This is a genomic window from Vibrio sp. H11, assembly GCF_004804295.1.
GTDB classification, from domain to species: domain Bacteria; phylum Pseudomonadota; class Gammaproteobacteria; order Enterobacterales; family Vibrionaceae; genus Vibrio; species Vibrio ostreae.
Genome location: NZ_SSHN01000011.1, coordinates 47,740 through 74,107 on the forward strand (window position 1 = coordinate 47,740; position 26,368 = coordinate 74,107).

Consider the following 26,368-nt stretch of genomic DNA (forward strand, 5'->3'; position numbering starts at 1 on the left):
CTTTTTGCGCCACAGATATTGGCGCTTTAGCTTTTTTAGACGATAAGGCGCAAGCCAATCACCTGGTTGCCGGATAAGCGATTCACTCCATGCTCGCTTATCCGGTTTTTTTTGGTGTTTAGGAAAGTGCTAGAGGTCTGGGTTGAATGTATCGCTGCGTATAAAGTGATCGATCTGGCGCGCGATATAGTCGTTATAGATCATACTGGTGTGGGTAGTGCGGGTTTCAATATGGTCGGTCATGCCATCGATTTTAGTCTCTTCCACCGTGACCGTCCCATCCGACAGCGGCTCATTGCCCATCAGCAAACGGCGCATCCCGATAGGCACAGTTCCCGCAATGCTGCCCAGCTTCTGCGGAAATCGCCACTTATCCTCATGAGCTTGCAGACCATAACGGGCTGAGTTGCCAAGCAAAGCACCCAAACCGAGTTGCTGAATCTTAGCGACGATCGACGCGCCTTGCAGGGGGGAGCCAATCGCCAGCACATGGCTAATCTGTTGTGCTGAAGGCTGACGTGAAGCGAGATAATGTTTAATCATCAAGCCACCCAGACTATGGCCAACCAGAATATTTGTCTGCTTGCAATCGAGTGCCGCATCAATAGCGCGAAACACTTTACCTGCATCGATGGCCACACTGTTGTAACTGAGCACTTGAGTGGTATAGCCGAGTTTGGTGAGACGCTGGCTCAGTGGCTGCATAACCAGGCCATGCATATACAAACCGTGCAATATGATAATTTTCATCGCGAATTCAATGCCAAGGATCAGACAACCAATTTAACCACTGCCAGCACAAAAGGAAAGCACCAACCGAGTGGAGGAACGTGAGCAGGTTGCCGCTAACCAGCAGCATTAACGCATTGAATCAGATTGAAGTCTTGGGTGAAAGGGAAATGATTTTATTGATGGGATGCCAAATAATGACATGAAAGCCGGGGTGAAATTTCGGCTTGGGGGAGAAAATCGGCAGCCGGACCGGGAAGTCCTCCGCTGCCGAAGATAAATAGTCTTATTCAAATCCATTGAATATTCCTTCCATTTTTCTCATAAATATCGGCTTAGCCGTCATCGCGAGCAACGAAACCCTGTTTCACAATCAGATTGCCTGCGCTGTCTTCCGCGACGATTTTCAGCGTGCGTGCAGTTGGTGCGTAGTTTTTGTAAGTCAGCGTACCATCTTCAGAAGTCAGGTAAGTCTGACCTTGAATTTGAACCGGGTAGTTTGCCACAGCCTGACCATTTTGAGTCAGAGATACCTTTGCCAGGTTATCTTGAGTAGCGACATCCATGCTCAGATCGGCAGCCATTGCACCAGCGGCAAAAGTGGTTGAAAGAAGAGTAGCTGTGATGATTGAAGTGACTTTAGTCATGGTTCATTTCCTCTTGATTTAAGTTTGTTGAGCACCGTAGTGCTTGGAAGAAATATTAGATCTACGTCACACTTTTATCGATAAGATAAAGTTGTCCGACTTCTTCAAAAATATCGAACAAATAATCAGCATTTCTATTTTGCACGGCGAAATAATGCCCATGATGAATGCATGTACCATTTGTAATGCAAATGAAAATTAGTTACATTCCTGCCCTGTTTTTGCGAACCACATCATAATAAATTTAATGAAAGCCCCAACAAAACTTCATCCTTTTTGCCTGGCTATTGTTGCCGGGTTAGGTGCGCCAGGATTGGGCACCGCAGCGTTTGCCGCAGATAATGCAACTTCAATCGAGCTTGCCACACAGCCTGTGACTTCTTCTGCCGATGCTGAAACCAGCTCTGCCGATCAAGACACTATGACGGTTTATGGTCGTGCGCTCTCTTTATACCGGGCGAATGAAACCAGCCTGGCGACCAAAACGCCGACCGCGATTGACGACACGCCGCAATCTATTCAGGTATTGCCGCAACAACTGATCGAAGATCAGGGCGCGCGTCAGATAACGGATCTGTATCGCTCTGTTAGTGGTGTCAGCCAGTATTCCTATTCCGGGGTGACGTTCCGCGGTTTTCGTCAGGATGAAATTCTTTATGATGGTGTGCGCGGAGACCCGTTTAACGGCTTTGCCATTCCACAACTGTTTAATATCGAACGGGTGGAAGTGCTGAAAGGTCCGTCCTCTGCTGTGATGGGCAGTGGCGAACCGGGCGGGGTGATGAACTATGTCACCAAGAAACCGGCTTATACTACCCAGCGCCGTGTTTCTGTGACGGCGGGCAACCAGGATTTTGTCAGTGGCGGCGTTGAGCTGTCGGGGCCGGTTAACGATGATGCCAGCCAGCGCTATCGTGTGGCGATTTACCAGGATCATGAAAATCCGTCCCGCACTAATACTGATGTACGCAACCGCATCATTGATCTTGGTTACAGCTGGGACATGAGCGAAGACAGCACGGTCACGGCTCAGTTCACCGATATTATCCAGCATTACGGCGGTGCCCGTCTGCGTGGTATCCCGACCGATGATGCGGGTAACTTTCTGGCTGACATCGACTGGAACGCTAACGAAGCGTCCGATTTTCAGGATCTGGAAGCGCAGGTATATCAGTTGCGTCTTGACCACAGCTTCAACGACTGGCTGAGCGGTGATGTAACGTTGCGTTACTATGAAAACAGTGAAGATCAGAAATACCATGAGCCGAACGGGTTGGAAGATACTGATGGTGATGGCGTGGCTGACTGGAGCGAGCGTCAGTTCCGCGATCAGGTTCGCGATAATAAAGCAGGTTCGGTATCGGCGAATCTCGTTGCGCTACTGGGTGATCACACGCTGCTGTTTGGCGGAGACTACTACCGCATTGATGAAGACTATGTCTATTACCGCGCCAAAAGTGTGGGTGGCCTGAGTCTGACTAATCCGGTGTATGGTGCTGACACTTCCGCTTATACCTTAAGTTTGTCTAAACAGACCGATTCACGCTCTGAACGTTATGGCGCCTATGCGCAAGATCAATGGCAGATTAGCGAGCAGTGGAATGTGTTGGCCGGACTGCGCATTGACGGCTTTAAGGATGAAGTGAACGATATCAAGAACTCGACCGAAGAGCACTATACCGGTTCTGGCATGTCCTACCGTCTGGGGTCGACTTACAAAATCAACCCGCAATGGCACCCGTATGCCGTGGTCGCGACCGGATTTGTCCCGCAGGATGCCGCGGATCAGGCGTCGTCTAACGGTGGTCCGTTTGATCCGGAAGAAAGCCTGATGTTTGAAACCGGGGTCCGCAGTTACTGGTTCGATAATGCCCTAAACGTCAATCTGGCGCTGTACCATATTACTAAAGAGAACATTCTCCAGGCAGACCCGGATGACGATACACGCTCAGTGGCGTTTGGCAAGGTGCGCAGCCAGGGTGTGGAAGTGGATATGCTGGCCGATGTCACTGATAACTGGACTGCGAATCTGAGCTATGCCTACAACGATACCCGGGTCAAAGAGGCTTACGATGGTATCAGCGGCACAGTGGGAACCCGCTTTGCGAACGCGCCGCACCATCAGTTGGGGCTATGGACCCGTTACGATCTGACGGCGATCGATTCGTCGGTGGGTTTCGGCGCCGACCATGTCAGCGAGCAGTACAACCAGAGCGGCCAGATAGTCAAAGCGTATACTGTGTTTGATGCTTCCTGGCAGACACGCTGGCAGGATTGGCTGTTCCAGCTCAACGTAAAGAACTTGTTTGATAAGAAGTATGCCGTCAGTGGCTTTATCGATCGTACCGGACATTTCCCGGGCGAGCAGCGTCGGGTTTATCTGACCGCAAGCTACGATTTTTAACCTAAGTCCGGCATTAGCCGGACTTTTTTGTGGCTCATTAAGAGTAAGTTAAGTGAGTAACTAAAAATAATTCTCACTGCAATTTTCGTTTCATCTGAAATCGAAATCAGTACAATCGAGAGCGGCATTAAGGTGCTGATGATCACGAAAATTAGGAAATAGATATGAAATGGTCTTGTTGGATAGCACGTAGTCTGGTGCTAATGGGATGTTGGGTGAGCTTTATGGCCTCTGCCGTGACCGTGACGGACAGTCACGGTGAATTCACCTTAGATTATGTACCGCAGCGCGTTGTCACGCTGGAGTTTTCTTTTGTTGATGCTCTGGCGGCGGTGGATGTCAGCCCGGTCGGGATTGCCGATGATAATGACCCCAATCGCCTGCTGCCTGCGGTACGCGATAAGCTAGCGCAGTGGACATCGGTTGGTACCCGCTCCCAGCCAAGCCTGGAAGTGATTGCGTCGCTTAAACCGGATCTGATTATTGCTGATGTCGATCGTCATTCATCGGTGTACCGTGATTTGCAGAAAATTGCGCCTACGCTGCTGCTGCCTTCACGCCGCGAAACCTATCAGGATAACCTCAAATCAGCAGCGATTATTGGTCAAGTGCTGGGTAAAGATAAGCAGATGCAGCAACGTCTGGCTGAGCACCAGCAGACCATGCAAGGTTACGCCAGGCAGTTGTCGACACTTAAACAGCCTGTGGTGCAGTTTGGTGTCGCGCGTGAAAACGGTTTTTACGCTCACTCAGCGGACTCTTACGCTGGCGGTGTGATTCACGCCCTGGGCCTCGATTCTCCGGCCGGACTGAAAAACGAAAATGCGTCGCGTCAGATCAGTCTGGAACAACTGCTGGCACTCAACCCCGGTTATCTGGTGGTAGGAGATTACACCCAAAACAGCATCATTACCCGTTGGGAAAAGCAACCGTTGTGGAAACTGTTGTATGCAGTGCGCGCCAAGCATCTGCTGCACGTTGACGGCAACCTGTGGGCGCGTTGCCGCGGTATCCTGGCGGCGGAATATATGGCGGCCGATCTGGTTAAACTGGTTAACTCCTGATGAGCCGGGCTGACAAGCTAAAACAGACGAGCGTGGTTGCCACGCTCGTTGTGTTTTTATTGCTGGTTGCCTGGTGGGCGCTGTTTGCCTTTTCGGCGGTGCCGGTCTCGGGCGCTGCAGCGCTGACGGCCTTGTGGGCGCCGGATGAGCAGGTGATGGCGCACATGATTGTGCGCGAAATTCGTCTGCCAAGGGTGCTGGAGGCAGCACTGGTTGGTGCGAGTCTGGCCTGCGCCGGTACATTAATGCAGGGGCTGACCCGCAATCCGCTGGCGTCACCGAGCCTGTTTGGCGTCAATGCCGGCGCGGCACTGGGTATGGCGCTGGTCAGCACCGTATTTGCAGCGTCTTCAGCTCTGACGACTCCGGTGGCGGCTATGATCGGCGGATTCACGGCTTGGGGGTTAGTGATGCTGCTTGGTGGCGCCTGGAAAATGGGCTCAGAGCGCGGTCAGCTGGTTTTGGCCGGGATTGCAATTTCAGCCCTGTGTGGCGCGCTGACCAAAGCCAGCGTCATTCTGGAGGAAGATCAGGCCGCCAGTGTGATGGCCTGGCTGGCGGGCTCGTTTGCTCATGTCAGCTGGGACACCTGGCAGATGAGCTGGCCGGGCCTGAGCGCAGCGTTGGTACTCAGTATGCTGCTGGCTCCCAAGGTTAACGTGCTGGCGATGGGCGATGAGCGGGTCAAAAGCTTAGGCGTTAATCTGACTCTGCTGCGGGTGCTGATTGGCCTGGCAGTGCTGGTGCTGGTTGGCTTGTGTGTCAGCACGGTCGGAGCGATCGCTTTTGTCGGCCTGATTGTGCCGCATATGGCGCGTTTACTGGTGGGCTATGATCACCGGCGTCTGTTGCCGGTGGTAATGCTGATTGGTGCGATGCTGACCCTGCTGGCCGATATCATCAGCCGGGTGGTGGTGTTTCCGACCGAAACACCGGCCGGTGCTGTTCTGGCACTGATCGGTGCACCTTGCTTTCTGTATCTGGTGAGAAATCGCGCATGAATTCCTTAATCAAAACGCAATGCCTGCTGCTGGGCGGGATTGTTGTGCTGTCCGTGGCCAGCCTGAGTCTTGGCGCGGTACATATTCCGTTACCGCAGGTGTGGGACGGTCTGTTTCCCGGCAGTGAGCACTATTTCACCATTCATGATTATCGCCTGCCACGGATTGTCATCGCGATTCTGGTTGGTGCTATGCTGGCCAGCGCCGGGGTACTGATCCAGGGCGTGATTCGTAACCCGCTGGCATCGCCGGATATTCTCGGTGTCAGCCATGGCGCTGGTTTGGCGGCGGTGGCCCTGATGACCTTATGGCCGACGGTGTCAGTCTACTGGCTGCCGCTGGCCGCTTTGTGTGGCGGTATGGCCTCGGCACTGGTGCTGGCTTTGGTGTGCGGCGGCAAGACCGCTCCGGTCAAACTGGCCATCACAGGTGTCGCACTGGCTGCTTTGTACGGCAGCGGAATAGACTTTCTTATCCTGACCCAGCCACTGGAAATCAACAATGCTCTGCTGTGGCTGACCGGCAGTTTATGGGGACGCGGCTGGGATCAGCTCACTTTGTTGTGGCCATGGTGGGCCGCGTTGCCTGTCATGCTGTGGCTCAGTCACGCCCTGAATCTGCTCACTCTGGGCGATGAACGTGCGCTCAGCCTCGGTATTTCGGTCAACCGGGTACGCGCTGCGGCGCTGCTGGTGGCAGTGATCTGGACTTCGGCGGCGGTTGCCGTGTGCGGACCGATCAGTTTCCTTGGACTGGTGGCACCGCATCTGGCACGGCAACTGGTCGGCGGTCGGCATCAGAACTTACTGCCGACCGCGATGCTGGTGGGGGCTTTGCTGCTGCTGGTCGCTGACCTGGCGGCGCGCATCATTGCTCCGCCCCTTGAGCTGCCGGCCGGCATTATGACGGCTATTATTGGCGCGCCCTACTTTTTATACCTGCTAACTAAGATGAGATAACCGATGCGTTTAAGTACTGAAAATCTGACTGTCGGCTACGGCAAAGGCCCGATCGTGAAAGGCGTCGATGTCGATATTCCATCGGGTAAAATTACCGCACTGCTCGGCCCGAATGGTTGCGGAAAATCGACCTTGCTCAAGACGTTGTCACGCATTCTCAAAGCGCAGAGCGGGCAGGTATTGTGGCAGGGTGAACCGATTGAACAGGTGGCATCGCGTACGTTGGCGCAGCATCTGGCGCTGCTGCCGCAGTCACAGGAGCCGCCGGAAGGCGTGACAGTGCGTGAGGCGGTGGCTTACGGGCGCAGTCCTTACACCGGTTTCTGGGGCCAGCTCTCGGCCCAAGACAAGCAGATAGTCGAGCAGGCGATGCAGGCGACCGGTGTTGCTTCTTTTGCGGATAAAGCGGTGTCAGATCTGTCCGGTGGTCAGCGCCAGCGGGTCTGGCTGGCACTCACCCTGGCGCAGGACACCGATTTTATTCTGCTGGATGAGCCGACCACGTACCTCGATATCAACCATCAGGTTGAACTGATGAAGCTGATGCGCAGCTTAAATCAGCAGGGCAAAACCATTGTCACTGTGTTGCATGATATTAATCAGGCCTGTCGTTACTGCGATCATCTGATCGTAATGCAGGACGGACACATAGTCAGTGAAGGCCGTCCGGCGCAGGTAATGACCCCGCAATTGTTGGCCAGTGTGTTTGAGCTGGATGCGGAAATCCATCAGGACCCGATCGCTGGCACACCGATGTGTGTGGTGCGCTGATCACGGCAACAGGCGACAAGGCGAGCGCCGTTTCCGATGCCGGGGTGGTGGACGGTGGATTGTCAGTGGCGGCTGCCACGCAGGGCGCTCGGGTCAAATGGTATCTATGAGAGCAACACAGGTTACAGGCTGTACCAGCCGATCATCGCACTGCACACCAGATACATCATCCCGATATAGCGCCAGTTTGCGTTCAGCAGCGCTTTGGTGCCCACTGCATAGCGTGACTGGATACTGAGCTGAATACCGGAAAACGGCGACAGAGTAATACCCAGCGACCAGCCCATCAGCAGCGTCATGCCGAGCAGATTCGGGTCGGTGACCGAAGGGGCAAGGATACTGCCGGCCAGTACCACACTGGTGACCGGATGCATGCCGGTCATCGCCAGAACAATCAGTACGAGTACCGTAATACAGGCTTCAAAGGCGCCGAAATGGGCTGGTGCGAGCTGAATATCCAGCGCCATCAGCGTCGCCGCGACACCGGAGGCCAGCATCGCTGCGGCGGCAAACAGCACCACTTCGCCACACGAACTGGCGATACCGACATTAATGTGATTGCGCGCGATGCGCACACCAGGTTTGCCCTTTTTCAACAGCAGCCAGCCAGCGGTAAAGGTAATCGCGGTCAGGGTGACTAATGACAGCACGCTGACGTGCGGAAACAGCTCATGGGCGCTTATCACGATCACCGCCAGCAGGGCCGGCATCCATAGTGAATACAGGGTGACCGGATAACCGGCCAGTGAATCGCTGTCAGGCTGACGCCAGATGTGCCAGGCACTCAGGCCAAGGGCAACTAAGGCTACCGGAATACCGTAGGCGACCAGAGTACTGAGCTGGGCACCGGGCGCACTGATCAGCGCCAGACCCATGGAAGCGAAAAACGGTGACCAGAATGCACAGGCGGCAAATGCCCGCAGCAGCACCAGCCCCTGGGTGGTGGAAAGCCTACCCTGAGCGGCGATCTTATCGCCGACAATGATCACTGAAGACATATTAAGGACGGAGCCAAACAGATGGGTTCCAAACAAAGTACGCAGCAGGGCGGATTTACCTTGCGGCAGCGTTTCGCCGCTGCGTACACTTTGCACCGCAAAAATGCGCAGAAAGCCGACCCCGATCAGCATGGTGACCACGTTCTGGTTTGCTTCCAGCGCTTTGCGGACATACAGCATATCGGCACCGTGGCTCATGCCGTAAATCAGGCCGGCCAGACCAATCACCAGCAGCAGGACAATCTGTTTTTTTTGCGCGGGCTTAATATAAGGAATAAACAGAGCGGCGGCGATCCAGATAGGTACGCCGGCCCAATAGCCGCTGATAAGCCCGGTCATCTGGGCACAAAGAGAGATTACCAGGCTGATCATCAGCAGCCAGCCGCCGGAAGCGGCGATAAAAGGCGTCATAGCGTTCTTAATGTGATTGAGTGCGGAAAGTCGGGAGAATAAGAGACCTGGTGTCTGAATCCGGCTTCGTGTTTGCAGTCGTTGAAGCTTAAATTAGGATGGTGATCAAAACTTCAACAACGAATGTGATCATTATCAAAGCTTTTTAAGTTACGCAATAGTCAAGGGCTGAATTTTAAGCAAGGTATTGCGCAAAAGTTTAGCAGCATCAGAGCGGATAGGCGAAATGCCCGTGGGAAAGTCAGCGCTCCGTCAGCCGCGTAGGCAGGTCTGAAAGTAAATCACTTCATTGCTCGCCAGTCGGTAAATGGTGGCCGGTTTGCCCCCTTTGCCTTTGCAGGACGCGGCGATTTTATTGGCGCTGACAATCACTCCGGTATCGATCAGGCGGCGTTTGACCGTCATGCGGTTCATTTCCACTCCGAATTTAGCGTAGGCTTCGATGATGTCGGCGACCAGAAACTCTTTTTCCAGCGAAAACAGCACCACCGAGGTGTACTCCACGGCGGCCCGCAGTTTTTTCCACGCATGCTGAATTTGCGCCACATGGTCAAAGGCCAGCTCTTTCTCGCCGCGCAGCAGCGGGGCTAAATCAAACCAGCCCGCGCGCTCACTGTCGATACCAAAGTCTTCAATCTGACGCACATTGGACGGGTTGAGCAGGGCGTAATGGGAGATGCTCACACTCCAGCCGTCCGGGTCGCGTTTCGGGTTACCGTCTACCAGAGGGTCACTGATGAAGTTGGGAAAGGTGTGCACTTTCTGGCGGCAGATCCGGCGCCGGGCGGATTCAAAATCCTCATCGGCCGGTTCGCCGCCGGATGCCGTCATGTCTTCATCGTACACCAGGCCGCCCGGTACCGCCCATTTGCCGCAATCCGGGCGATTGGGGTTGCGGCGCTTGACCAGCAGGGTTTGGATCCCTTGTGGCGCAAGACGGAGACAAATCATATCTATGGTGACGATCATATTAGCTTTCCTGGCAAACAACGAGTCACATTCTAGGCAAGCGCGACGGCGTGGTCAAATGTAAATAACCAATTGTGACAAACTGATTTTGTCCAAATGCTCAGGGCGCTTTTTACTGGTTAAAGGGCTGTAAATAGGCGGGTTCCTCTGCTTAACCATCTAAGTTTATGGATATGAATGGCTGCAGGGTTTGTCACAAAAGTTGACAAACAGGATGTGCTCATTTATTGTTCCGGCATGAGTTAAGAACACAATGTTACTAACATGAGTTATCCTTGCCGTGAACCAAAGGAAAGCACTATGAACGCTGGCCTGTTTTCTCCCCGCATTATCCGCAGTTTGTTGGACCTCGACGCCTATAAAATCAACATGATGCAGGCGATTCACTCGCTCTATCCTGATGCTCAGGTGCGTTACGAACTGATTGTGCGCAGTGATGAAGACGTCAGTGACCTGCTGGATGAAGTGCGCGATGAGATCGCGCATCTGGCGTCGTTGCGTTTCTCCGATGCCGATATTGTCTACCTCAAACAGAGTTCACCGCATCTGAAAAGCTCGTTTTTGCAGTCTCTGCGTTATTTCCATTTCCAGCCTGAGCGTCAGATTGAAATGGGCGTGGTCAAGCAAGAGGGTAAACATCAGTTGCGGATTGGGATCCAAGGCACTTGGCGCGACACCATTTTGTACGAAACCATCATTATGTCGATTGTATCGGAGGTGCGTAACCGCCGCCGCTGGGCTGACGTTCCGGCCGAACTGCCAATCGAGGTGCTGGCCGGCAAAGTAGAGAAACTCAAAGCGGAAATCGCCAAGCGCGGCATCAGCAACTTCTCACTGACTGAAATGGGCACCCGACGCCGTTTTTCCGGCCAGGTACAGCGCGACGTGATGGCGTACCTCAAGCAGGAGATCCCGGAGCTGCTGCTGGGCACCAGTAACTATCATTTTTCCCGTGAGTTTGACCTCAAACCGATTGGCACCATCGCCCATGAGTGGTTTATGGGGCATCAGGCACTGGTCAACGTGCGTGATTCTCAGCGCGTCGCGCTGGAGCAGTGGCTGACGGCCTTTGACGGCCAGCTGTCGATTGCGCCGACCGATACCCTGACCATCGATGCGTTCCAGCAGGATTTCAACATGCACCTGGCGAAAGCCTTTGACGGGATCCGCCATGATTCCGGTTGCCCGTTTAAATGGGGTGATCGCATGCTGGAGCATTATGCCAGCATGGGAATTGATCCAAGCTCGAAAGTGTTTATCTTCTCCGACGGCCTCAACTTTGATGAAGCGCTGGAGCTGTGTGAATACTTTGCCGGCCGGGTGCGGATTTCATTTGGTATCGGCACCTTCCTGACCAACGATCTGGCAGGTTGGAAAAATCAGGCAGGCAAGGCGTATCAACCCCTGTCGATTGTGATTAAGCTGACTGAATGTAATGGTCGTCCGGTGGCGAAAATCAGCGATGAACCGGAAAAAGCGATGTGTGAAGACCCAATCTTCCTCGCTAACCTCAAGCGTCGTTTCAATATTGAGTTGGATGTCGATGCACTGGTTGAGGAGCTGCGTCGGCAAAAGCAGGTTAAGCGGCAGTATATCGCAGCCGCCTGATCCGACTTTCGTCGCGGCTTAGATAGACAAGATAAATTAGACAAGATAAATGCGCTGACTTCGCGCTAATCGAGTGCGGCCAACACTGCGATTGAATCACAATCACACATCCACATCCACATCCAGCAATCAAGCGGCGTTTAACGCCGCTTTTTTATGCGCGAAATCTGCTCATTAAGCGGGTTCCTCACTTAACGTTAAAGCAGTGTACGTAACGTCAAAGCTGTGTACGGTATATTTTTCGTGCATCAAATCGCGAAACTGGGCATAATGCATTAAAACCACTTACGTGATTATAAGTAAATGACCCAAGACGAACGCCTGATCCACTTAACCACGCTGCTTGAGCAGCAGGGTAAAATTACCCTGAACGAAATTTGCCAGCAGTTTGGTGTATCGCGTGACTCGGCGCGGCGCGATCTGGTCAAGCTTACCCAGCAGCCCGGTATTCAGCGTATCCGTGGTGGTGCGATGACGGCGCCGGTCTCCGCCAAAAGTGAGCCTTACGCCGGTAAAACCATCAGTGCGGCCAAACATGCCATGGCGTTGTGCGCCGCCGAGTTGGTGGATGAGCAGGATTATCTGGTGCTCGACACCAGCACTACCTTGTCGCTGATGGCGGGCTACCTTGCCGTGCCGGCCACCATAGTGACCAATTCCGTTAATATTGTCGCCAATACAGAGCTGAGCAGTGACCTGACCGTTCATTTGCTCGGTGGCCATTTTGACCCTTACAGCCGCGCGGTACTTGGCGCTCAGGCGCAGCAACAGATGGCCGGCTATCATGTCAACAAAGCCTTTATCGGTGTGTGCGCTTTATCTGAGCGCGGCCTGACCACCAACGATGAGCAGGAAGCAGCGATGAAAAAGGCCATGATGGCGCAGGCCGAGCAGGTGATTTTGGTGTGTGAACATCAGAAAATGGACGTCGAAAACTTCCATCATGTATGTGATATCGCCGCCATTGACATGGTGATCACCGACGCAGCGCCAACAGCCGCACTACAACAACTGTTTGAACGTCACGATATTCAATGCATCGTGGCAACCCCACAAGAAGGACAGCTTTAATATGACTTACGCCCCGGTAAAAACAGCCGTGATTGGTTACGGCTTCTCAGCGAAAACCTTCCATCTGCCGTTTATTAAAACCCTGCCGGAGCTGGAGCTGAGCGCGATCAGCTCCAGTCAGCAGGATGCCGTCAAAGCTGACTGGCCGGAAGTTGAGTGGTTTGCTGATGCCAATTCGCTTCTCGATAACAGCGATGCCGAGCTGGTGATCATCACGGCTCCGAATGATGTTCACTTCTCGCTCGCTCAACGCGCGCTGGAAAACGGCAAAAACGTCATTGTCGAAAAGCCGTTCGTGACCCGCATCGAAGACGGCGAAAAGCTGATTGCGCTGGCCGATGAAAAAGGTCTGACCCTGAGCGTATTCCACAACCGCCGCTGGGATGGTGACTTCCTGACCGTGAAAAAGCTGATTGAACAAGGTACGCTGGGTGAAGTTAAACTGTTTGAATCGCACTTCGACCGTTACCGTCCGGAAATCCGTCAGCGCTGGCGCGAACAGGCCCAAGACGGCGGCGGCATTTTGTTTGATCTGGCACCGCACCTGCTGGATCAGGCGCTGATACTGTTTGGCCTGCCACAGGCGATCAACGCTCAGTGCCGCCTGATGCGCCCGGGCTCTACCACCATCGATTACTACAACCTGATCCTGCACTACCCGGAGCACATTGTGCACCTGCACTCTAACCTGTACAGCCCGGAGCCCAACCTGCGCTACAAAGTGCTGGGTTCAAAGGCCAAATTTGAAAAATACGGCCTGGATCCGCAGGAAGGTTACCTGAAACAAGGGCTCCTGCCGGAAGCGCCTGAGTGGGCTGCTGAAGAGGCATCCCTGTGCGGCGTGCTGTACAGCGAAGAAGGTTCTGAGCCGGTGAAAACCGAGCTGGGCGGCTACCAGCTGTACTTCAAAGCGGTGGCCGATGCGATTCGCTTAGGCACCGCCAACCCGGTACCGCCACAAGAAGCGCTGCATAATATTGCGCTGATTGAAATGGCGCTGCAAAGCAGCAAAACCGGCCAGACGATTCAGGTGAATCTATGAGCCTGACTCTGGATGATGTGCTGGCGCAGGAAGCGACAATTCAGCTCAAGCACTTCAATCACGAGACAGCCTGGCAACTGGGCTGTGCACTCAAGCAGGCGGCAGAGCAACGCGGCGCGGCGGTAGCGATTGAAGTGTTTGGTTTTGGTCAGGTACTGTTCCAGTATGCGATGCCGGGCACGGCGGCTGACAAGTTTGATTGGGTACGCCGCAAGCGCAACTCGGTGCTCAAGTACAACCACAGTACCTATTACCTGTCGCTGTACAACGCGCAGAAACAGCGTGAATTTGAAGCGCAGCTGCATGTCGATGCCAACGAGTATTGCGGCCACGGCGGTTCGTTCCCGATCCGCATCCAAGGCTCCGGCCTGGTCGGCGCGCTGACCGTTTCCGGCCTGCCGCAGGAAGAAGACCATCAGCTGGTGGCGGACGCACTGCAAAACGTGCTCAGCCAGCAATAATCTTTGTAGAACTAAAGCTTGTGTAATAAAGCTTATCCGATACACAAAGTGTAAAGCCCCGCGAGGGGCTTTTTTGTTGCACTAAGCGGCGGCTGTTTACAGTGTAAACTTAGCCCAGCTTGACCAGTACAAACTGCTTTTTGCCACGTTGCAGCACATAGTAACGGTCGAACAGGGCGAAGTGATCGGTAATCTGCGCGCTTTCGCAGCGTTCTCCGTTGATCCGAATCGCCCCTTGTGTCAGCCATTCGCGTGCCTGACGTTTGGAAGCGGCTAGTCCGCTGGAAAGCAGCATGGCAACCACTTCCTCTCCGGGTGTCATGTCGCTGCGTGTCATATTGAGGCACGGCAATCCGTCCTGCTCTAACTGACCTAACTCGGCTTCGCTGAGCTGATTCAATTCACCGCGGAATAGCGCAGCGCTGATACGTTGCGCACTGGCTAGCCCTTCATCGCCATGCACAAAGCGGGTCACTTCACTGGCTAGGATCTGCTGCGCCTGCGGCTTGCCCTGACGCTGTGAGTCTTGCTGTTCAATCTTGGCAATCTGCTCCATGGATAAGAAGGTGTAGTAGGCGAGGAAGCGGTACACATCGCTGTCATCACAATTGAGCCAGAATTGGTAGAACGAATACGGCGAGGTCTTGCTTGCATCCAGCCACACCGCGCCGCTTTCGGTTTTGCCGAACTTAGTACCGTCGGATTTGGTAATCAAAGGCAGAGTCAGGCCATGAACTTTGCTTTGATGGAGGCGGCGGGTCAGGTCGATACCGCTGACAATATTACCCCATTGGTCGTTACCGCCGATTTGTAACTGACACTGCCGGCTGTGGTTGAGATGGGCAAAATCATACGCCTGCAGCAGCGAGTAGCTGAATTCGGTAAACGAGATGCCCTGATCCGGGCGCTCAAGCCGCTGCTTCACCGATTCACGGTTAACCATGCTGTTCACTGAGAAATGCTTGCCGATATCGCGAAAAAAGCGAATCACATCCATATCTTTCATCCAGTCGGCGTTGTTGACGCACTGGATAGGCTGATTGAGATGCGGGGTCATTAGCCGCGTAATCTGACCGCTTAAATCCGCAACCCATTGCCCGACAGTCCCTGCATCGTTCAGGCTGCGCTCAGTGGCTTTAAAACTCGGATCGCCAATCATCCCGGTGGCACCGCCTACCAGGGCTATTGCCTGATGTCCGGCATCCTGAAAGCGCTTTAACATCAGCAAGGGCACCAGATGGCCGATGTGTAAACTGCCCGCCGTGGGGTCAAACCCGCAGTATAAGGTTTGCGGTGTAGTAAACAGCTGGCGCAGCTCTGCCAAATCGGTGCTCTGTGCGATCAGCCCGCGCGCGCTCAGGTCATTAAACAAAATATCTGAATTCATACTGCCTCCAATCATTGATGTTGGCAGCATAAGCAAACGATGCGCGCGGGGCGATGTCCCTAAAGGGACAATCACGCTGTTTTAGTCTGCTTTGGGCGTTGATGGGTAGCCGGCTGCGATCAGGTGATTTAAAAACAGCTGAAACAGTTCGCTCAGCGAGGCGACATTGAGCTGGGCGTAAATGCGTTTACGATGGTTTTTCACCGTACCATGACGGATGCCGAGCTGCTCGGCGATGTCCTGTGAGTCGAGGCCCTGAATCAACAGCGCCGTGATCTGCTGCTCGCGCGGGCTGAGCCGGGCGTGTCCGAAACTGGCAATTGCCGCTTCTACCCAGTGGCGCAGATCCTGCGGCGCCTGACCACTTTCAGCCAGTAGCAACGGCTGCGGATTCCAGTGCTGACGGCATAATGCGGCCAGCGCGACAAAGCGTTGTTGCAGCGCATGTATCTCGTCTTTGGTGACAGGATTGTGCTGTGACAGGAACCCGAGATGAATCACTATACTGCGTTGGCCTGCAAGATTGACCGCCAGGGTGACTTCATCCTGCCAGCCGGTTGCGGAGTAAAACTGATGCTGATATTCGCGCTGCGCCGACTCGCTGCCCGCCACCTCGCGCCAGTGAAACACACCTTCGCTGTGCTCGCGCGCCACTTTGAGATAAAACGGGTCATGCTGATAGGCGTGGGTCAGGTAGTGCTGGAACAACAGCTCACGTCTGGCCGGCAGTGAGTCATACAAATAGATCGGATGTTTATCCAGACGATGGCCGAGAATCACCGCGCAATCGAAGCTGAGTACACTTTTTAGTACGTCAATAAGACGCGAGCTGAACTGCGGGCTGTGCAGCGCGCTGATCGCTTCACCGAGTGCGTGGTATTCCTGATAACTGACCTGCATGAGCATCCCTTGCGTGTGACTGAAGCTATAATTTTACCCCAGTATGCCTGCTGGCGGCGGGCAAATCGAGTGTCAAGCTGAGCCGTTATCAAGCATAAAGTGTGAACTCGCTCAATCTATTGTCGACACACTTACGGCACTCTGGCTCAATGCACTTATGCCATGGTCACGGAGGACATTATTTATGGCAGAGATTTGCTGGACCGAATTTCGTCATACCCTGCATCAGTTTCCTGAATTGTCCAATCAGGAGAAGGAGACCGCGCAGCGCATTGTGGCGCAGTTTGAACATTTTAAGCCTGATCAAGTCCTCACCGGCCTTGGCGGCAGTGGGCTCGCTTTTGTGTATCAGGGCCGGCAGCCTGGGCTGACAACCTTGATTCGCTGTGAACTCGATGCGCTGCCCATCGAAGAGACTAACACCTTTGCTCACCGCTCCACTCACAGCGGCGTGTCACACCAGTGCGGCCACGACGGCCATATGGCGATTGTCAGCGCGCTGGGCGAGCAGCTCAGTACCCGCCGCCCGGCGAGGGGCAGAGTTATACTCGCCTTCCAGCCCGCCGAAGAGACCGGTGAAGGGGCGATTAATATGGTCAATGATCCTAACTTTGCCAGCCTGATGCCGGATTACGCCTTTGCGCTGCACAACTACCCCGGCCTGGCGCTGGGCCATGTGGCGGTCAAAGCCGGCCCGTTTAACTGCGCCTCGCGCGGCATGATCATCCGTCTGCAGGGTAAAACGTCCCACGCGGCGCACCCGGAAAACGGTGTCAGCCCGGCCATGGCGATGTGCGAGATCGTCACTAAGCTCACCGCGCTGCCGCAGTACCTCAGCGAGCGCTGCTGGGTGACGGTGATCCATGCCAAACTAGGCGAAGTGGCTTTCGGCACCGCCCCGGGTGAAGCGGTGGTGATGGCAACCCTGCGCAGCGAAAGTAACCAAACCATGCAAAGCCTGGTGGAAGCTGCCAGCAAACTGGCGCAAACCAATGCCGATAAATATGGTTTAGGCTGCCAACTCGAATGGCAGGATGTATTCCAGGCCAGCGTAAACTCACAACAGGGCTGCGAACGGGTAGTGCAAGCCTGCCAGGAAACCGGCACGCCATATACGATTTTAGAAAAACCGATGCGCTGGTCAGAAGATTTCGGCCAGTTCACTGCGGTCGCGAAAGAAGGGGCGATGTTTGTGCTCGGCTCCGGCCAGCAAAGCCCGCAACTGCATAATCCGGATTACGATTTTCCCGATGTCCTGACGCCAGTCGGGCGGGATATCTTCGCCAGTATTGTGGCAGGGCTTCATGGCGTGGATGAAACTGCGCTTTGAGGGTGGGAGTGTTTCGTTTAAAATTCTGTCAATTGTATTGGATTTATCTTAATTTTTGTTTAAATGTTCTATTATTTTTTATTTCCCCTGTAGTATTCTGTACACGATGTAAATTAAAGTTGGTTATTAATATGAAATTATCGAAATGGCTAGAAAATTGGGGCATGATGTCACTGAAGATTAAAGCTCCCTTTTTGGAAATGGAGTGGCAACCGAAAGATGAAGATAAGGCGGCAGCATGGGAGCTTTATATTGAGTTAATAACTCGCGTTACAACACAAAATCTTAGTGATAGTTCGGGGAGTGAAAAAACAGCACTAGATAGTGTTTATCAATTATTCCCTATTACTAGAGATGTAATAAAATCTAATGGTCGAAACTGTATAGAATTTACAAAAATTGCCGTGATTGTGTTAAATCAAATAGTGAGGCCGTTCACATCAAAATGGCACTTAATCTTAGCCAGTGATAATATTACGGAACAGCAAAAAAACCTTTTTCGACAAGATCTTAAAGTTCTTCAGCTAGAACTAGTCACTTATAGTAAAATGTTGGCAGATTTAGCAGATGTGGAAGATTTAAGCGATATTATAACAGCTTAAGCTAGGTGAAAAAATGATAAAAGCATTTCTATCTCATTCGAGTAAAGATAAAGCCGGCTATGTGAGGAATGTCGCTAATTGGTTGGAAAAAGACAATATCGTTTATGATGAATTTACTTTTGAAGAAGGTGAACGATCTTTAGATGAAATTCTATTAGGTTTAGATAAAGCGGAACTATTTGTTTTCTTCATCTCTGAAAATTCTCTAAACTCGGAATGGGTTAAAACTGAAGTATCCGGTGCAAAACAACGGTTAGATGAAAAAACTTTATCAAAAGTTTATCCTATTATTATCGATGGTTCAATAAAGTTTGACGATCCCAGAATTCCAGATTGGCTGCGTACTTATAATATGAAGCCAATTTCAAGATCTTCTGTTGCTGCTCGTAGAATTCATACTAAATTAAGAGAGATCTGTTGGAAGAAATATCCAAAATTGGAATTGAGGGATAATTTCTTTGCTGGTAGAAACTCTGAGACGGATAAATTTGAAGGCCGAATCCATGATTTTTTCCTAAATAAGCCTCTAGCTATATTCTGCTCGGGATTCCCAGGGGTAGGTAGAAGAACATTATTGCACTATAGCCTGAGGAAAACTGATGTCACACAAGATCCTTTTAAGCCAGCTTCAATTGCGATAGATAGAGATGCGTCTATTGAAGAGTTTATTTTAAAACTGAACGACTTTGGACTTATCGATTTTGGTGAATCTCTTCTAAATATGAATGATAAATCATTAGATGAGAAAGTTTCGATCATTCATAAATTTATGGATGCAGCTCATGAAGCTCGTGAAATATTCTATATTGTAGATTCAGGCGCAATTGCAAATTATCAAAAAGAAGTTAGTGATTGGTTTAAAAAAGCTATACTTGAGTACGAAGGTAAAAAATATCCAGTATTTTGTATAGCATCGAAGTACAAGGTTATTTTTAAAAACCAGCCAAAAAGCGATTTATTCTTTTTTCTTGAATTATCGGAGCTTAGTGTTTCAGATAGAAAGAATTTTTTTAGTAAGCTTTGCGGTTTTTATAACCTAGATATTACGGAACAGCAATTTACAGATGTTTGCAATGTACTATCAGGTTATCCTGACCAAGTTAAGTATGCGGCAGACATGTTATTAAATGACTCTCAAATTAATTTTGAGGATAAAATTGTTACACTAGCTCAATACAACTCGGATAAAGCGTCTGTTTTACTGGCTAAACATGAGAATTGTGAGAAAACTTCAAATTTTATCAGAATGTTATCTAGGTTTGAAGTTATTTCAACAGAGTTCATTTTTTCTATTGTCGATGAAGAAACTTATTACCCAATTCTAGAGGATCTTGCAGCTCAACACATTGTGGAGTTAATTGGATTAGATAATGAGATAGTGAGAGTCAATGATATAGTAAGAGACTATATTGCAAGAAATAGGATAAAGCTTGATCCCGAGCTTCAGAGGTTAGTATCTGAAAAAGTTGCAGAAACAGTAAGAGACGATAATTTATTTGAGCTAGATTCATCAGAAACTATTTTTTCTATCAAAGAATCTTTAAAAAATGGTATCGTAGTAGATGAGCGCTTTATGATTCCTACACACTATCTTCGCTGTATGAAAGACCTCTATCACAATCGTGGAAGCCTAAAACGTATTATCGAATTAGCTGATATCATATTAGCTAAAAAAGATAATATCGATTCATCATCTTTGCAAGATATACGATATTATTTATGTTTAGCTCTAGCTAAAACAAAAAATGATCGGTTTATGACTGAAGTTCAACTTATCAAAGGAGATGAGCATTCTTTTCTTTTAGGATTTTTCTATCGTTTACAAGGTCGATTTGACGAAGCTCTAACTCGTTTCAATTTGATAAAAGATAAACGTTATGTTAACGCAAGAGCAAAACGAGAAATCGTTCAGGTTTATGTACAACTAGGAGAATATGAAAAAGCATTGAAATATGCTAAAGAAAACTATGAAAAAGAAAGAGGTAATCAGTTTCATACACAAGCCTACTTTAATAGTCTAATTAATTCGGATGATGCTATTCATCATGAGCGTAAACTGAAGGAACTTATTGATAACTTACGCTCTATTAATTCAGAGCAGTCTATTGAAATGGCAGATATAGCAGACGCATTATTCCATGCAAAAATTAAGCAAAATAAGACTCGTAGTTTGGATCTAATTAAAGATTGTGTTGCTCGTTATCCAGACAATCACTATCCCCTATTAGGTTATTGCGACATTGCATTAATTTTCTCTGATAAAATTGAATTTAAAACTGCTATAGAGAAAATACAAAATTTGAATGATAGTCAACTTTCATCAAGAACATTAAACCGTTACTTAGCCCTTGATGCGGCATTTTCAGGCGATGAGGATGGAGCTTTGAATTTTGTTAGGCGTGATCTAGATAGATACCCTGAAGAAAGTCGTATAAAGTTGTGTGAGGCTTTACGAGAACTTGCTAGAAGAAATTTATCATAATAGCTTAACAATGTAGATAAATAATAACTTTAATTATTTAATACGATGTCGAATCTAGTAACATCGGATTCGACATAAATTATGATCTTTATATATCACTTACAAAGGTGAACTTATTTTAAGCGAGAGTGAATTAATCATTATTGATTGCTATGTGTTATGTGATAAATAAATTTTAAAGTTACTATTAATTAGAGGTGTCATCTTAATTTATAATTAAATTTTTATATTCCGGTATTTTAAGATTTTAAAATCATAATATTTGAAATCAGAATTAGGGAATATCTGGGGAAGATATTCATTTAGGTAAATTGAATGTATAGTTCCTATGTTACACTTCAATCTCCTAATTCAGTGCTCCCATCTCCATCTGTGTTTCCTGCATCTCATTCAAACCGCCTCCGTTGTGCACATTTCTAAAGCCTTGTTTTTTAGTGCGTCCATCGCCATGGCCGAGCGACTGCTGCAGTCGTCCACAATCGGTTGTTGCTTATCGATGTTATTAAAGCCATTGCTAACGTCACTGAGAGGAATATAAGCTAAAGATCTGCATATCAATAGGCCTGAAAAAGACGACTTACCATCGCTAAGCAGCGATGGTATTCACACAGGTGGTCAGTCGAGATACCAGTTCGTCGCGTAAATCACGGCAACGACCAGAACGGTCAGAATGACAGGGATAGCCAGCATCTTTAACAATTTTTTCAAAGAGCTTTGTGGTTCAAATACCACACCTGCCGCTTCCTTTACTCTGCGATCTTCATCAAAATGCCATTTAATCGCAAAGTAGGCACCAATCGCTGTTACGATAATTTTGAGAGCTCCGGCAAAGTACGGAAAGAAGTTAGCCCAACCGCTGTTCATTGTTTATCTCCATCAAATTTAATATCGATTTTACGGCAGCATAATGAAAGGATAATGTTTACTTTTACTCTTTGATATCGCTAAACCGGACGTTTCTGATTTGCTCAACGCCGGACATATCAACGTGCGATAGACACTGTCAGGCGTTCTAGCCCGTGCAAGTCTACTGCTCGCGACCGCTGTTCACAACCTACTTTGTTATATCAGGAGTGATAGCTGGTTGATTAAAGTACTGAAAGCTCTGGCACGCCTGGGTCAAGCCTGGAGCAGCCAGCAAAGCCAACGCTGATTGCTCACGTCACAAAGCAGTAACGGGATAAGCGGAGAGTGATAAAGCCAAAACGGGGCGGTTTGGCCCGTTCAAATCAAATCATTGTGCTAAACAGGGCTAATTCAGCGGCCCGGTGTTCATCTGAGTTTCCTGCATTTCGTTCAGTCCGCCACCATTGTGCACGTGAGTGAAGCCCTGTTTTTGCAACGCTTCCATTGCCATCGCAGCACGACCACCGCTGCGGCAATACACCACAATCGGTTGCTGCTTATCGATATCATGAAAGCCAGTGCCAACGTCACTGAGAGGAATATTACGCGCTTCGGGTAAGTGGCCGTCAGCGTATTCCTGCGTCGTGCGCACATCAATCACCAATGCGCCATTATCTATCATCCGCCAAGCCTGCTCAGCCCGCTCGCTCGCCAACACCTGACCCACAGGCAAAGCCAGCATGAACGCCAGCCCCGCCGCTTTCCAGTTAACTCCAAACATAATTCCCCCTCAGAATTGAAACTCAAATAAGTATGGTTGAACAAGTGTGAATGCTCTAGAACATGTGTAGTAACAAATTATGTAATGGGGCAAACAGAAGTGAGGCTTTTTCAAATCTTTCAAGTGGCGTGCTTTAGAAACTCGAAAACCAGGGGAAAAAAATCAGGACGATTTTTTAGGTTTTTGGCGTAGGGAACGCCTAAAACCGGCCCGGACAGCGCCAAAGAACCCAAGCGCCTTTCTGGTTACTCTTTGGCAAGACAAAGAGTGACTGGCACGCTTACACCAAGCCAAAAGAAATTATTGAATTCAAAGCGTGACATACAAAGCCACGAAACAATTCATCACAGCAACCAGCGCCAAAAAAACAAAGGCACTTTCTGGTTCCAGCCAGAGAAACAAGCCAGTGCAATCGCTGCCATGTTCTTGGGCGCTACATTAGCCAATATTTTTGGGGCACCGTTTGGTACATATATTGGCCAGATAATTGGGTGGAGAAATACCTACTATATTATTGCGGCACTAGGTGTTATCTCAGCACTCTCTATTGCTAAATTATTACCTCACATTGAAAGTGAAGCCCCAACCAATCTAAAACAAGAATTCGCAGCACTCATTCAGCCAGGCAAGATTCGCGCTTTATTAATTACCATATTTGGCTTTGGCGGCACTTTCACTGCTTTTACCTATATTTCTCCGATTTTGACCGACATTACCGGTATGTCTTTAGATTACGTGCCCGCTATGTTGTTGCTGTTCGGTGCTGGCATGGCTGTCGGAAACCCAATTGGTGCACGCCTGACTAACAAAAGCGTGGTGTTCGGTATGCGCAGTACGTTGCTTCTTTTAATGGTCGTACTGGTCGCGCTTTACTTTGCTATGGGCTCAACCGTTGCCATGGTCGTGGTCACCTTCCTGTTTGGAGTGGCTATGTTTGCCACCATTCCATCTCTTCAAACCTATGTACTTTCCGAAGCAGGCAAAGCGCCGATTCTTGCTTCTGCATTTAACATCGCGGCATTCAACCTTGGTAACGCCGGCGGAGCCTGGGTTGGCGGGGAGGTTATCGATGCCGGATTGTCGTTACAAATCTTGCCAATCATAGCTGCTGCAGTTACCGCTTTTGGGCTACTACTCACGTTGTCAGTACGAACAAAACGAGAGACACCAGAGCTCGTTACCGCCTAGAAACATATTATTAAAAACAATCGGGGGCTCTCGAAAGGGAGCTTCTGCAAGGAGATAGGATGAAGCAAACATTAGTTCATAAAGATCAGCATTTTGATTCGTTCATATATGATTTTGGCGATGAGGCACATGTCGTTTTTTTCCCTGATTGGGAAGGGTGCCACACCGAATATGCTCATCGTAAAGCGAAACAACTTGCAAAAAATGTCAACGGAAAAGTACTTCTTACCGATATTTATGGTTCAGGTCATCAGCCCAAAACTTACGTTGGAAAGGCTGAAGCGTTTATACGAAAAACACTCACAGAACCCCAAGAGCTTAGGAGGCTACTTGCTGGTTTATTCCCTGTTTTCAGGGATGCCTTGGGTGCTGAGGGTAAAAAAATATCGTTTGTTGGCGTTTGCTTTGGTGGCTCGATTGTATTTGAAGCTGGCCGGGCTGATATTGGCGTGGATGCGGCTGTTTCGATTCATGGCACACCAACCTCATTCCTACCGCTTGAAAAGACGGTCAATACTCGATTTTTATTGGTACAAGGAAGTCGTGATCCTCATATTCCACTGAACGCGGTAAGCGAGTTTATGCATGAAATGGACTTTGCCAATTGTTGCTGGCAAATGCTGATGCTAGGGGGAGTTCAGCATAGTTTTACCAAAGAAGAAATTGGCTATGGCGGATATGGCTCTCGCTTTAATCAATATGCAAACGATCAGAGCTTGCATGCTGCAACTTCATTTATTTGCGGAAGCCATCATACAGACTAACTGCAGCACCTTTGGCTGCGGAGAAAAACATCACCCCCCTAAATTCCTCCGGTACTCATCCGGCGTTACCCCGGTTAAACGTCGGAACATCGCAATAAACGCAGACGCGCTGGCGTAGCCGAGATCGTGGGCAACATTTTCTACTTTCGCGCCGGCTTCCAGCATCGGCATCGCTTTCACGACGCGCAGACGCTGGCGCCATTCTGAGACCGAAATACCCAGTTCACGCTGGGCGTGGCGTGTCAGAGTGCGTTCGGTGGTGTGCGCGCGCTGGGCCAACATTCGCAGGGATTCGTTGCTGCCCGGGTTTTGCTCCAGCCAACTGAGCACTTTGCTCAGCAAAGGATCGCCGGAGGTGGGCAGGTAGCTGCCAATCGGTGTGGCGTGGGTCAGTTGTTCGGCTAACACTTGCAGCAGGCGGTATTCGGCTTCGCTGTAGGGCGGGGTAATTAAACTCTGGCGCAGGTGCTCCAGCAGGGCAATCACCAGCGGGCTGATTTCCAGCGCGCAGGTGTGCTGCGGCATGGCGTGGCACAAACTTTCATCGACATACAGTGAGCCATGGCAAGTTTCGTAGCGGTTGAGCCCCTGATGCTCGACATTGGGCGGCAGCCATAAACCGTATTGTGACGGAGTCAGATACTGGCGGCTGCCGACTTTCACTTCCATCACGCCACTGAACGAATAAACGAACTCGCCCCAGCGATGACTGTGGCGCGGATAGGCGGCGTCGGCGGGCATACAGGCGGAGCGAAACACCAGCGGAGCCGGCAGTTCGGTACTGAATGGCGGGAAATGAATCTGTTGGCCTGGAATGCTCATGCTGACTCTGTCATATCATCGCTATGGGTTGTCTGATTTTAGCTATATGTCTTAATGACGACAACGCATAATGTAAACATAGCGATAACAAAATAACAGTTGGATAACGAGAATGATGACACGCAAACCAATCGACGCCACAGCGCTCGGCATCATGGTGGTGTTTTGCTTTGCCATGGGCTTACAACAAATTGCACTTAAAGCGACCGGAGAGGATATTGCGCCGATCCTGCAAATCGGCCTGCGCTCCGCCATCGCGGCGGTATTGGTGCTGGCGTACGTGGTGATACGCGGCAAAAAACTCCAGTTTGCGGACGGAAACTGGAAAGCCGGTATCCTGGTCGGTACTCTGTTTGCGTTGGAATATCTGTTTCTGGGCGCAGCGCTGCATTATACCTCAGCGGCCCATTCGGTTATTTTTCTCTACACTTCGCCTATTTTTAGCGCCCTGATCCTGCATTTTCTCGTTGAGAGTGAGCGGCTGAAAATTGTGCAGTGGGTAGGTATTCTGCTTGCCTTTTCCGGCATCGCGGTGGCATTTCTGTGGCACGGTGAAGAAGCAGCAGAGATGCAGCCCAATATGCTGTGGGGCGATTTTCTCGCTCTGCTCGGCGGTGTGGCCTGGGGCCTGACCACGGTATTGATCCGCAGCTCGAAACTGGCCAATGTCTCTTCCGAGCAAACGCTGTTGTACCAACTGGTGATGGGCGCGCTGATTTTGCTTGGCGCGGCAGCGTGGAGTGATCAGCTCGCGATTAATCCGACGCCGCTGGCGCTGGCCAGTGTGACGTTCCAGACTTTGATTATCTCGTTCGGTGGTTTTCTGCTCTGGTTCTGGATGCTCAATACCTATATTGCCTCGCGTCTTGGTGTGTTGTCGTTTATGACGCCGCTGTACGGTGTGGTGCTCGGGGCTTTGCTCCTGGGGGAGCGGATTGAAGCCGGGTTTTTGTATGGTTCGGCGATGGTGATTGGCGGCATTGTACTGGTCAGCGGTCATGGCTGGATCAAGCAGTTGCTGACCAAGCGGCGTGCAGCGCTCAAGCCCAGCCTGAAAGCGGAATAAAATACGGCGGCGGATCGGATTCGGCCGCCGGTTTGTGTGTAACTCAAAGACATAACCAGTCTGAA

At 50.5% G+C, this 26,368-nt stretch carries 24 protein-coding genes; 15 read left to right on the forward strand and 9 right to left on the reverse strand.

Translation table 11 applies throughout. The annotated features are described in order from the left end of the window. Nucleotides 1-129 precede the first annotated feature (129 nt). On the reverse strand, nt 130-750 hold the full coding sequence (locus tag E6C74_RS15975) for a triacylglycerol lipase (RefSeq protein WP_136487048.1): 621 nt from the start codon (nt 748-750) through the stop codon (nt 130-132). Between the two features lie 314 nt (nt 751-1,064). After that, the gene (locus tag E6C74_RS15980; protein WP_136487049.1) at nt 1,065-1,376 is read right to left on the reverse strand and encodes a hypothetical protein; all 312 of its coding nucleotides are present in this window, start codon (nt 1,374-1,376) and stop codon (nt 1,065-1,067) included. 247 nt (nt 1,377-1,623) lie between these two features. Between E6C74_RS15980 and E6C74_RS15985 the strand changes: the two genes are divergently transcribed. The 5 genes from E6C74_RS15985 (at nt 1,624) to fecE (ending at nt 7,575) form a co-directional block, all read left to right on the forward strand. Then, on the forward strand, nt 1,624-3,780 hold the full coding sequence (locus E6C74_RS15985; RefSeq protein ID WP_136487050.1) for a TonB-dependent receptor: 2,157 nt from the start codon (nt 1,624-1,626) through the stop codon (nt 3,778-3,780). Nucleotides 3,781-3,944: 164 nt separating this feature from the next. After that, a complete protein-coding gene (locus E6C74_RS15990) occupies nt 3,945-4,844 on the forward strand; it encodes a Fe(3+) dicitrate ABC transporter substrate-binding protein (RefSeq protein WP_136487051.1) in 900 nt (299 codons plus the stop codon). 32 nt (nt 4,845-4,876) lie between these two features. Next, nucleotides 4,877-5,845, forward strand: coding sequence for an iron chelate uptake ABC transporter family permease subunit (locus tag E6C74_RS15995; protein ID WP_240798207.1), 969 nt, complete (start codon nt 4,877-4,879; stop codon nt 5,843-5,845). Continuing rightward, nucleotides 5,842-6,804 carry a Fe(3+) dicitrate ABC transporter permease subunit FecD gene (fecD, locus tag E6C74_RS16000; protein WP_136487053.1) on the forward strand — a complete coding sequence of 321 codons (963 nt, stop codon included), beginning with the start codon at nt 5,842-5,844 and terminating at the stop codon, nt 6,802-6,804. The genes E6C74_RS15995 and fecD overlap by 4 nt, the downstream gene beginning before the upstream one ends. 3 nt (nt 6,805-6,807) lie before the next feature. After that, nucleotides 6,808-7,575: a Fe(3+) dicitrate ABC transporter ATP-binding protein FecE gene (fecE, locus tag E6C74_RS16005; RefSeq protein WP_136487054.1), complete on the forward strand. Its 768-nt coding sequence runs from the start codon at nt 6,808-6,810 to the stop codon at nt 7,573-7,575. Nucleotides 7,576-7,697: 122 nt separating this feature from the next. On the opposite strand, the gene E6C74_RS16010 is transcribed toward fecE, so the two are convergent. Together E6C74_RS16010 and E6C74_RS16015 are read right to left on the reverse strand one after the other, a co-directional pair. Beyond that, nucleotides 7,698-8,984 (reverse strand): hypothetical protein, encoded by a 1,287-nt coding sequence (locus E6C74_RS16010; protein ID WP_136487055.1) that lies wholly within the window; start codon nt 8,982-8,984, stop codon nt 7,698-7,700. 252 nt (nt 8,985-9,236) lie between these two features. Then, complete coding sequence (locus E6C74_RS16015) at nt 9,237-9,953, reverse strand: NUDIX hydrolase (protein ID WP_136487056.1); 717 nt, start codon at nt 9,951-9,953, stop codon at nt 9,237-9,239. 300 nt (nt 9,954-10,253) lie between these two features. On the opposite strand from E6C74_RS16015, the gene pncB reads away from it, so the two are divergent. The 4 genes from pncB to E6C74_RS16035 all read left to right on the forward strand — a co-directional run bounded on the left by pncB (nt 10,254) and on the right by E6C74_RS16035 (nt 14,135). Next, the gene (gene pncB, locus E6C74_RS16020; RefSeq protein WP_136487057.1) at nt 10,254-11,561 is read left to right on the forward strand and encodes a nicotinate phosphoribosyltransferase; all 1,308 of its coding nucleotides are present in this window, start codon (nt 10,254-10,256) and stop codon (nt 11,559-11,561) included. A gap of 303 nt (nt 11,562-11,864) precedes the next feature. Continuing rightward, nucleotides 11,865-12,632: a DeoR/GlpR family DNA-binding transcription regulator gene (locus E6C74_RS16025; RefSeq protein WP_136487058.1), complete on the forward strand. Its 768-nt coding sequence runs from the start codon at nt 11,865-11,867 to the stop codon at nt 12,630-12,632. A 1-nt stretch (nt 12,633) separates the two neighbouring features. Continuing rightward, complete coding sequence (locus E6C74_RS16030; RefSeq protein WP_136487059.1) at nt 12,634-13,674, forward strand: oxidoreductase; 1,041 nt, start codon at nt 12,634-12,636, stop codon at nt 13,672-13,674. After that, on the forward strand, nt 13,671-14,135 hold the full coding sequence (locus E6C74_RS16035) for a heme-degrading domain-containing protein (RefSeq protein ID WP_136487060.1): 465 nt from the start codon (nt 13,671-13,673) through the stop codon (nt 14,133-14,135). Before E6C74_RS16030 ends, E6C74_RS16035 begins: the two co-directional genes overlap by 4 nt. Nucleotides 14,136-14,244: 109 nt before the next feature. Here the strand turns inward: E6C74_RS16035 and tyrS are convergent, their stop codons facing one another. Together tyrS and E6C74_RS16045 are read right to left on the reverse strand one after the other, a co-directional pair. Continuing rightward, nucleotides 14,245-15,522, reverse strand: coding sequence for a tyrosine--tRNA ligase (tyrS, locus tag E6C74_RS16040; RefSeq protein ID WP_136487061.1), 1,278 nt, complete (start codon nt 15,520-15,522; stop codon nt 14,245-14,247). Nucleotides 15,523-15,603: 81 nt separating this feature from the next. After that, nucleotides 15,604-16,422 (reverse strand): helix-turn-helix transcriptional regulator, encoded by an 819-nt coding sequence (locus E6C74_RS16045; RefSeq protein WP_136487062.1) that lies wholly within the window; start codon nt 16,420-16,422, stop codon nt 15,604-15,606. A gap of 184 nt (nt 16,423-16,606) precedes the next feature. On the opposite strand from E6C74_RS16045, the gene E6C74_RS16050 reads away from it, so the two are divergent. The 3 genes from E6C74_RS16050 (at nt 16,607) to E6C74_RS16060 (ending at nt 20,836) form a co-directional block, all read left to right on the forward strand. Next, entirely contained in the window at nt 16,607-17,752 is a 1,146-nt protein-coding gene (locus E6C74_RS16050; protein WP_136487063.1) for an amidohydrolase, read from the forward strand. Nucleotides 17,753-17,883: 131 nt separating this feature from the next. Next, on the forward strand, nt 17,884-18,354 hold the full coding sequence (locus tag E6C74_RS16055; protein WP_136487064.1) for a hypothetical protein: 471 nt from the start codon (nt 17,884-17,886) through the stop codon (nt 18,352-18,354). A gap of 13 nt (nt 18,355-18,367) precedes the next feature. After that, complete coding sequence (locus E6C74_RS16060) at nt 18,368-20,836, forward strand: toll/interleukin-1 receptor domain-containing protein (protein ID WP_136487065.1); 2,469 nt, start codon at nt 18,368-18,370, stop codon at nt 20,834-20,836. 615 nt (nt 20,837-21,451) lie between these two features. Here the strand turns inward: E6C74_RS16060 and E6C74_RS16070 are convergent. Together E6C74_RS16070 and E6C74_RS16075 are read right to left on the reverse strand one after the other, a co-directional pair. Beyond that, a complete protein-coding gene (locus E6C74_RS16070) occupies nt 21,452-21,700 on the reverse strand; it encodes a hypothetical protein (RefSeq protein WP_136487066.1) in 249 nt (82 codons plus the stop codon). A 388-nt stretch (nt 21,701-22,088) separates the two neighbouring features. Further along, on the reverse strand, nt 22,089-22,424 hold the full coding sequence (locus E6C74_RS16075; RefSeq protein ID WP_226981114.1) for a rhodanese-like domain-containing protein: 336 nt from the start codon (nt 22,422-22,424) through the stop codon (nt 22,089-22,091). A gap of 306 nt (nt 22,425-22,730) precedes the next feature. Between E6C74_RS16075 and E6C74_RS16080 the strand changes: the two genes are divergently transcribed. Both E6C74_RS16080 and E6C74_RS16085 read left to right on the forward strand, forming a co-directional pair. Beyond that, nucleotides 22,731-23,651, forward strand: coding sequence for an MFS transporter (locus E6C74_RS16080; protein WP_136487067.1), 921 nt, complete (start codon nt 22,731-22,733; stop codon nt 23,649-23,651). A 59-nt stretch (nt 23,652-23,710) separates the two neighbouring features. Continuing rightward, entirely contained in the window at nt 23,711-24,415 is a 705-nt protein-coding gene (locus E6C74_RS16085; protein ID WP_136487068.1) for a dienelactone hydrolase family protein, read from the forward strand. A gap of 30 nt (nt 24,416-24,445) precedes the next feature. Here the strand turns inward: E6C74_RS16085 and E6C74_RS16090 are convergent, their stop codons facing one another. After that, entirely contained in the window at nt 24,446-25,237 is a 792-nt protein-coding gene (locus E6C74_RS16090) for a helix-turn-helix transcriptional regulator (RefSeq protein WP_136487069.1), read from the reverse strand. Between the two features lie 112 nt (nt 25,238-25,349). On the opposite strand from E6C74_RS16090, the gene E6C74_RS16095 reads away from it, so the two are divergent. After that, nucleotides 25,350-26,303: a DMT family transporter gene (locus E6C74_RS16095; protein WP_136487070.1), complete on the forward strand. Its 954-nt coding sequence runs from the start codon at nt 25,350-25,352 to the stop codon at nt 26,301-26,303. Nucleotides 26,304-26,368: the final 65 nt, after the last annotated feature.

Excerpts from the sequence above, each read along its gene's own strand:
- E6C74_RS15975 (WP_136487048.1), bottom strand. The coding sequence starts at position 750 with ATGAAAATTATCATATTGCACGGTTTGTATATGCATGGCCTGGTTATG.
- E6C74_RS15980 (WP_136487049.1), bottom strand. The coding sequence starts at position 1,376 with ATGACTAAAGTCACTTCAATCATCACAGCTACTCTTCTTTCAACCACT.
- E6C74_RS15985 (WP_136487050.1), top strand. The coding sequence starts at position 1,624 with ATGAAAGCCCCAACAAAACTTCATCCTTTTTGCCTGGCTATTGTTGCC.
- E6C74_RS15990 (WP_136487051.1), top strand. The coding sequence starts at position 3,945 with ATGAAATGGTCTTGTTGGATAGCACGTAGTCTGGTGCTAATGGGATGT.
- fecD (WP_136487053.1), top strand. The coding sequence starts at position 5,842 with ATGAATTCCTTAATCAAAACGCAATGCCTGCTGCTGGGCGGGATTGTT.
- fecE (WP_136487054.1), top strand. The coding sequence starts at position 6,808 with ATGCGTTTAAGTACTGAAAATCTGACTGTCGGCTACGGCAAAGGCCCG.
- E6C74_RS16010 (WP_136487055.1), bottom strand. The coding sequence starts at position 8,984 with ATGACGCCTTTTATCGCCGCTTCCGGCGGCTGGCTGCTGATGATCAGC.
- E6C74_RS16015 (WP_136487056.1), bottom strand. The coding sequence starts at position 9,953 with ATGATCGTCACCATAGATATGATTTGTCTCCGTCTTGCGCCACAAGGG.
- pncB (WP_136487057.1), top strand. The coding sequence starts at position 10,254 with ATGAACGCTGGCCTGTTTTCTCCCCGCATTATCCGCAGTTTGTTGGAC.
- E6C74_RS16025 (WP_136487058.1), top strand. The coding sequence starts at position 11,865 with ATGACCCAAGACGAACGCCTGATCCACTTAACCACGCTGCTTGAGCAG.
- E6C74_RS16030 (WP_136487059.1), top strand. The coding sequence starts at position 12,634 with ATGACTTACGCCCCGGTAAAAACAGCCGTGATTGGTTACGGCTTCTCA.
- E6C74_RS16035 (WP_136487060.1), top strand. The coding sequence starts at position 13,671 with ATGAGCCTGACTCTGGATGATGTGCTGGCGCAGGAAGCGACAATTCAG.
- tyrS (WP_136487061.1), bottom strand. The coding sequence starts at position 15,522 with ATGAATTCAGATATTTTGTTTAATGACCTGAGCGCGCGCGGGCTGATC.
- E6C74_RS16045 (WP_136487062.1), bottom strand. The coding sequence starts at position 16,422 with ATGCAGGTCAGTTATCAGGAATACCACGCACTCGGTGAAGCGATCAGC.
- E6C74_RS16050 (WP_136487063.1), top strand. The coding sequence starts at position 16,607 with ATGGCAGAGATTTGCTGGACCGAATTTCGTCATACCCTGCATCAGTTT.
- E6C74_RS16055 (WP_136487064.1), top strand. The coding sequence starts at position 17,884 with ATGAAATTATCGAAATGGCTAGAAAATTGGGGCATGATGTCACTGAAG.
- E6C74_RS16060 (WP_136487065.1), top strand. The coding sequence starts at position 18,368 with ATGATAAAAGCATTTCTATCTCATTCGAGTAAAGATAAAGCCGGCTAT.
- E6C74_RS16070 (WP_136487066.1), bottom strand. The coding sequence starts at position 21,700 with ATGAACAGCGGTTGGGCTAACTTCTTTCCGTACTTTGCCGGAGCTCTC.
- E6C74_RS16075 (WP_226981114.1), bottom strand. The coding sequence starts at position 22,424 with ATGCTGGCTTTGCCTGTGGGTCAGGTGTTGGCGAGCGAGCGGGCTGAG.
- E6C74_RS16085 (WP_136487068.1), top strand. The coding sequence starts at position 23,711 with ATGAAGCAAACATTAGTTCATAAAGATCAGCATTTTGATTCGTTCATA.
- E6C74_RS16090 (WP_136487069.1), bottom strand. The coding sequence starts at position 25,237 with ATGAGCATTCCAGGCCAACAGATTCATTTCCCGCCATTCAGTACCGAA.
- E6C74_RS16095 (WP_136487070.1), top strand. The coding sequence starts at position 25,350 with ATGATGACACGCAAACCAATCGACGCCACAGCGCTCGGCATCATGGTG.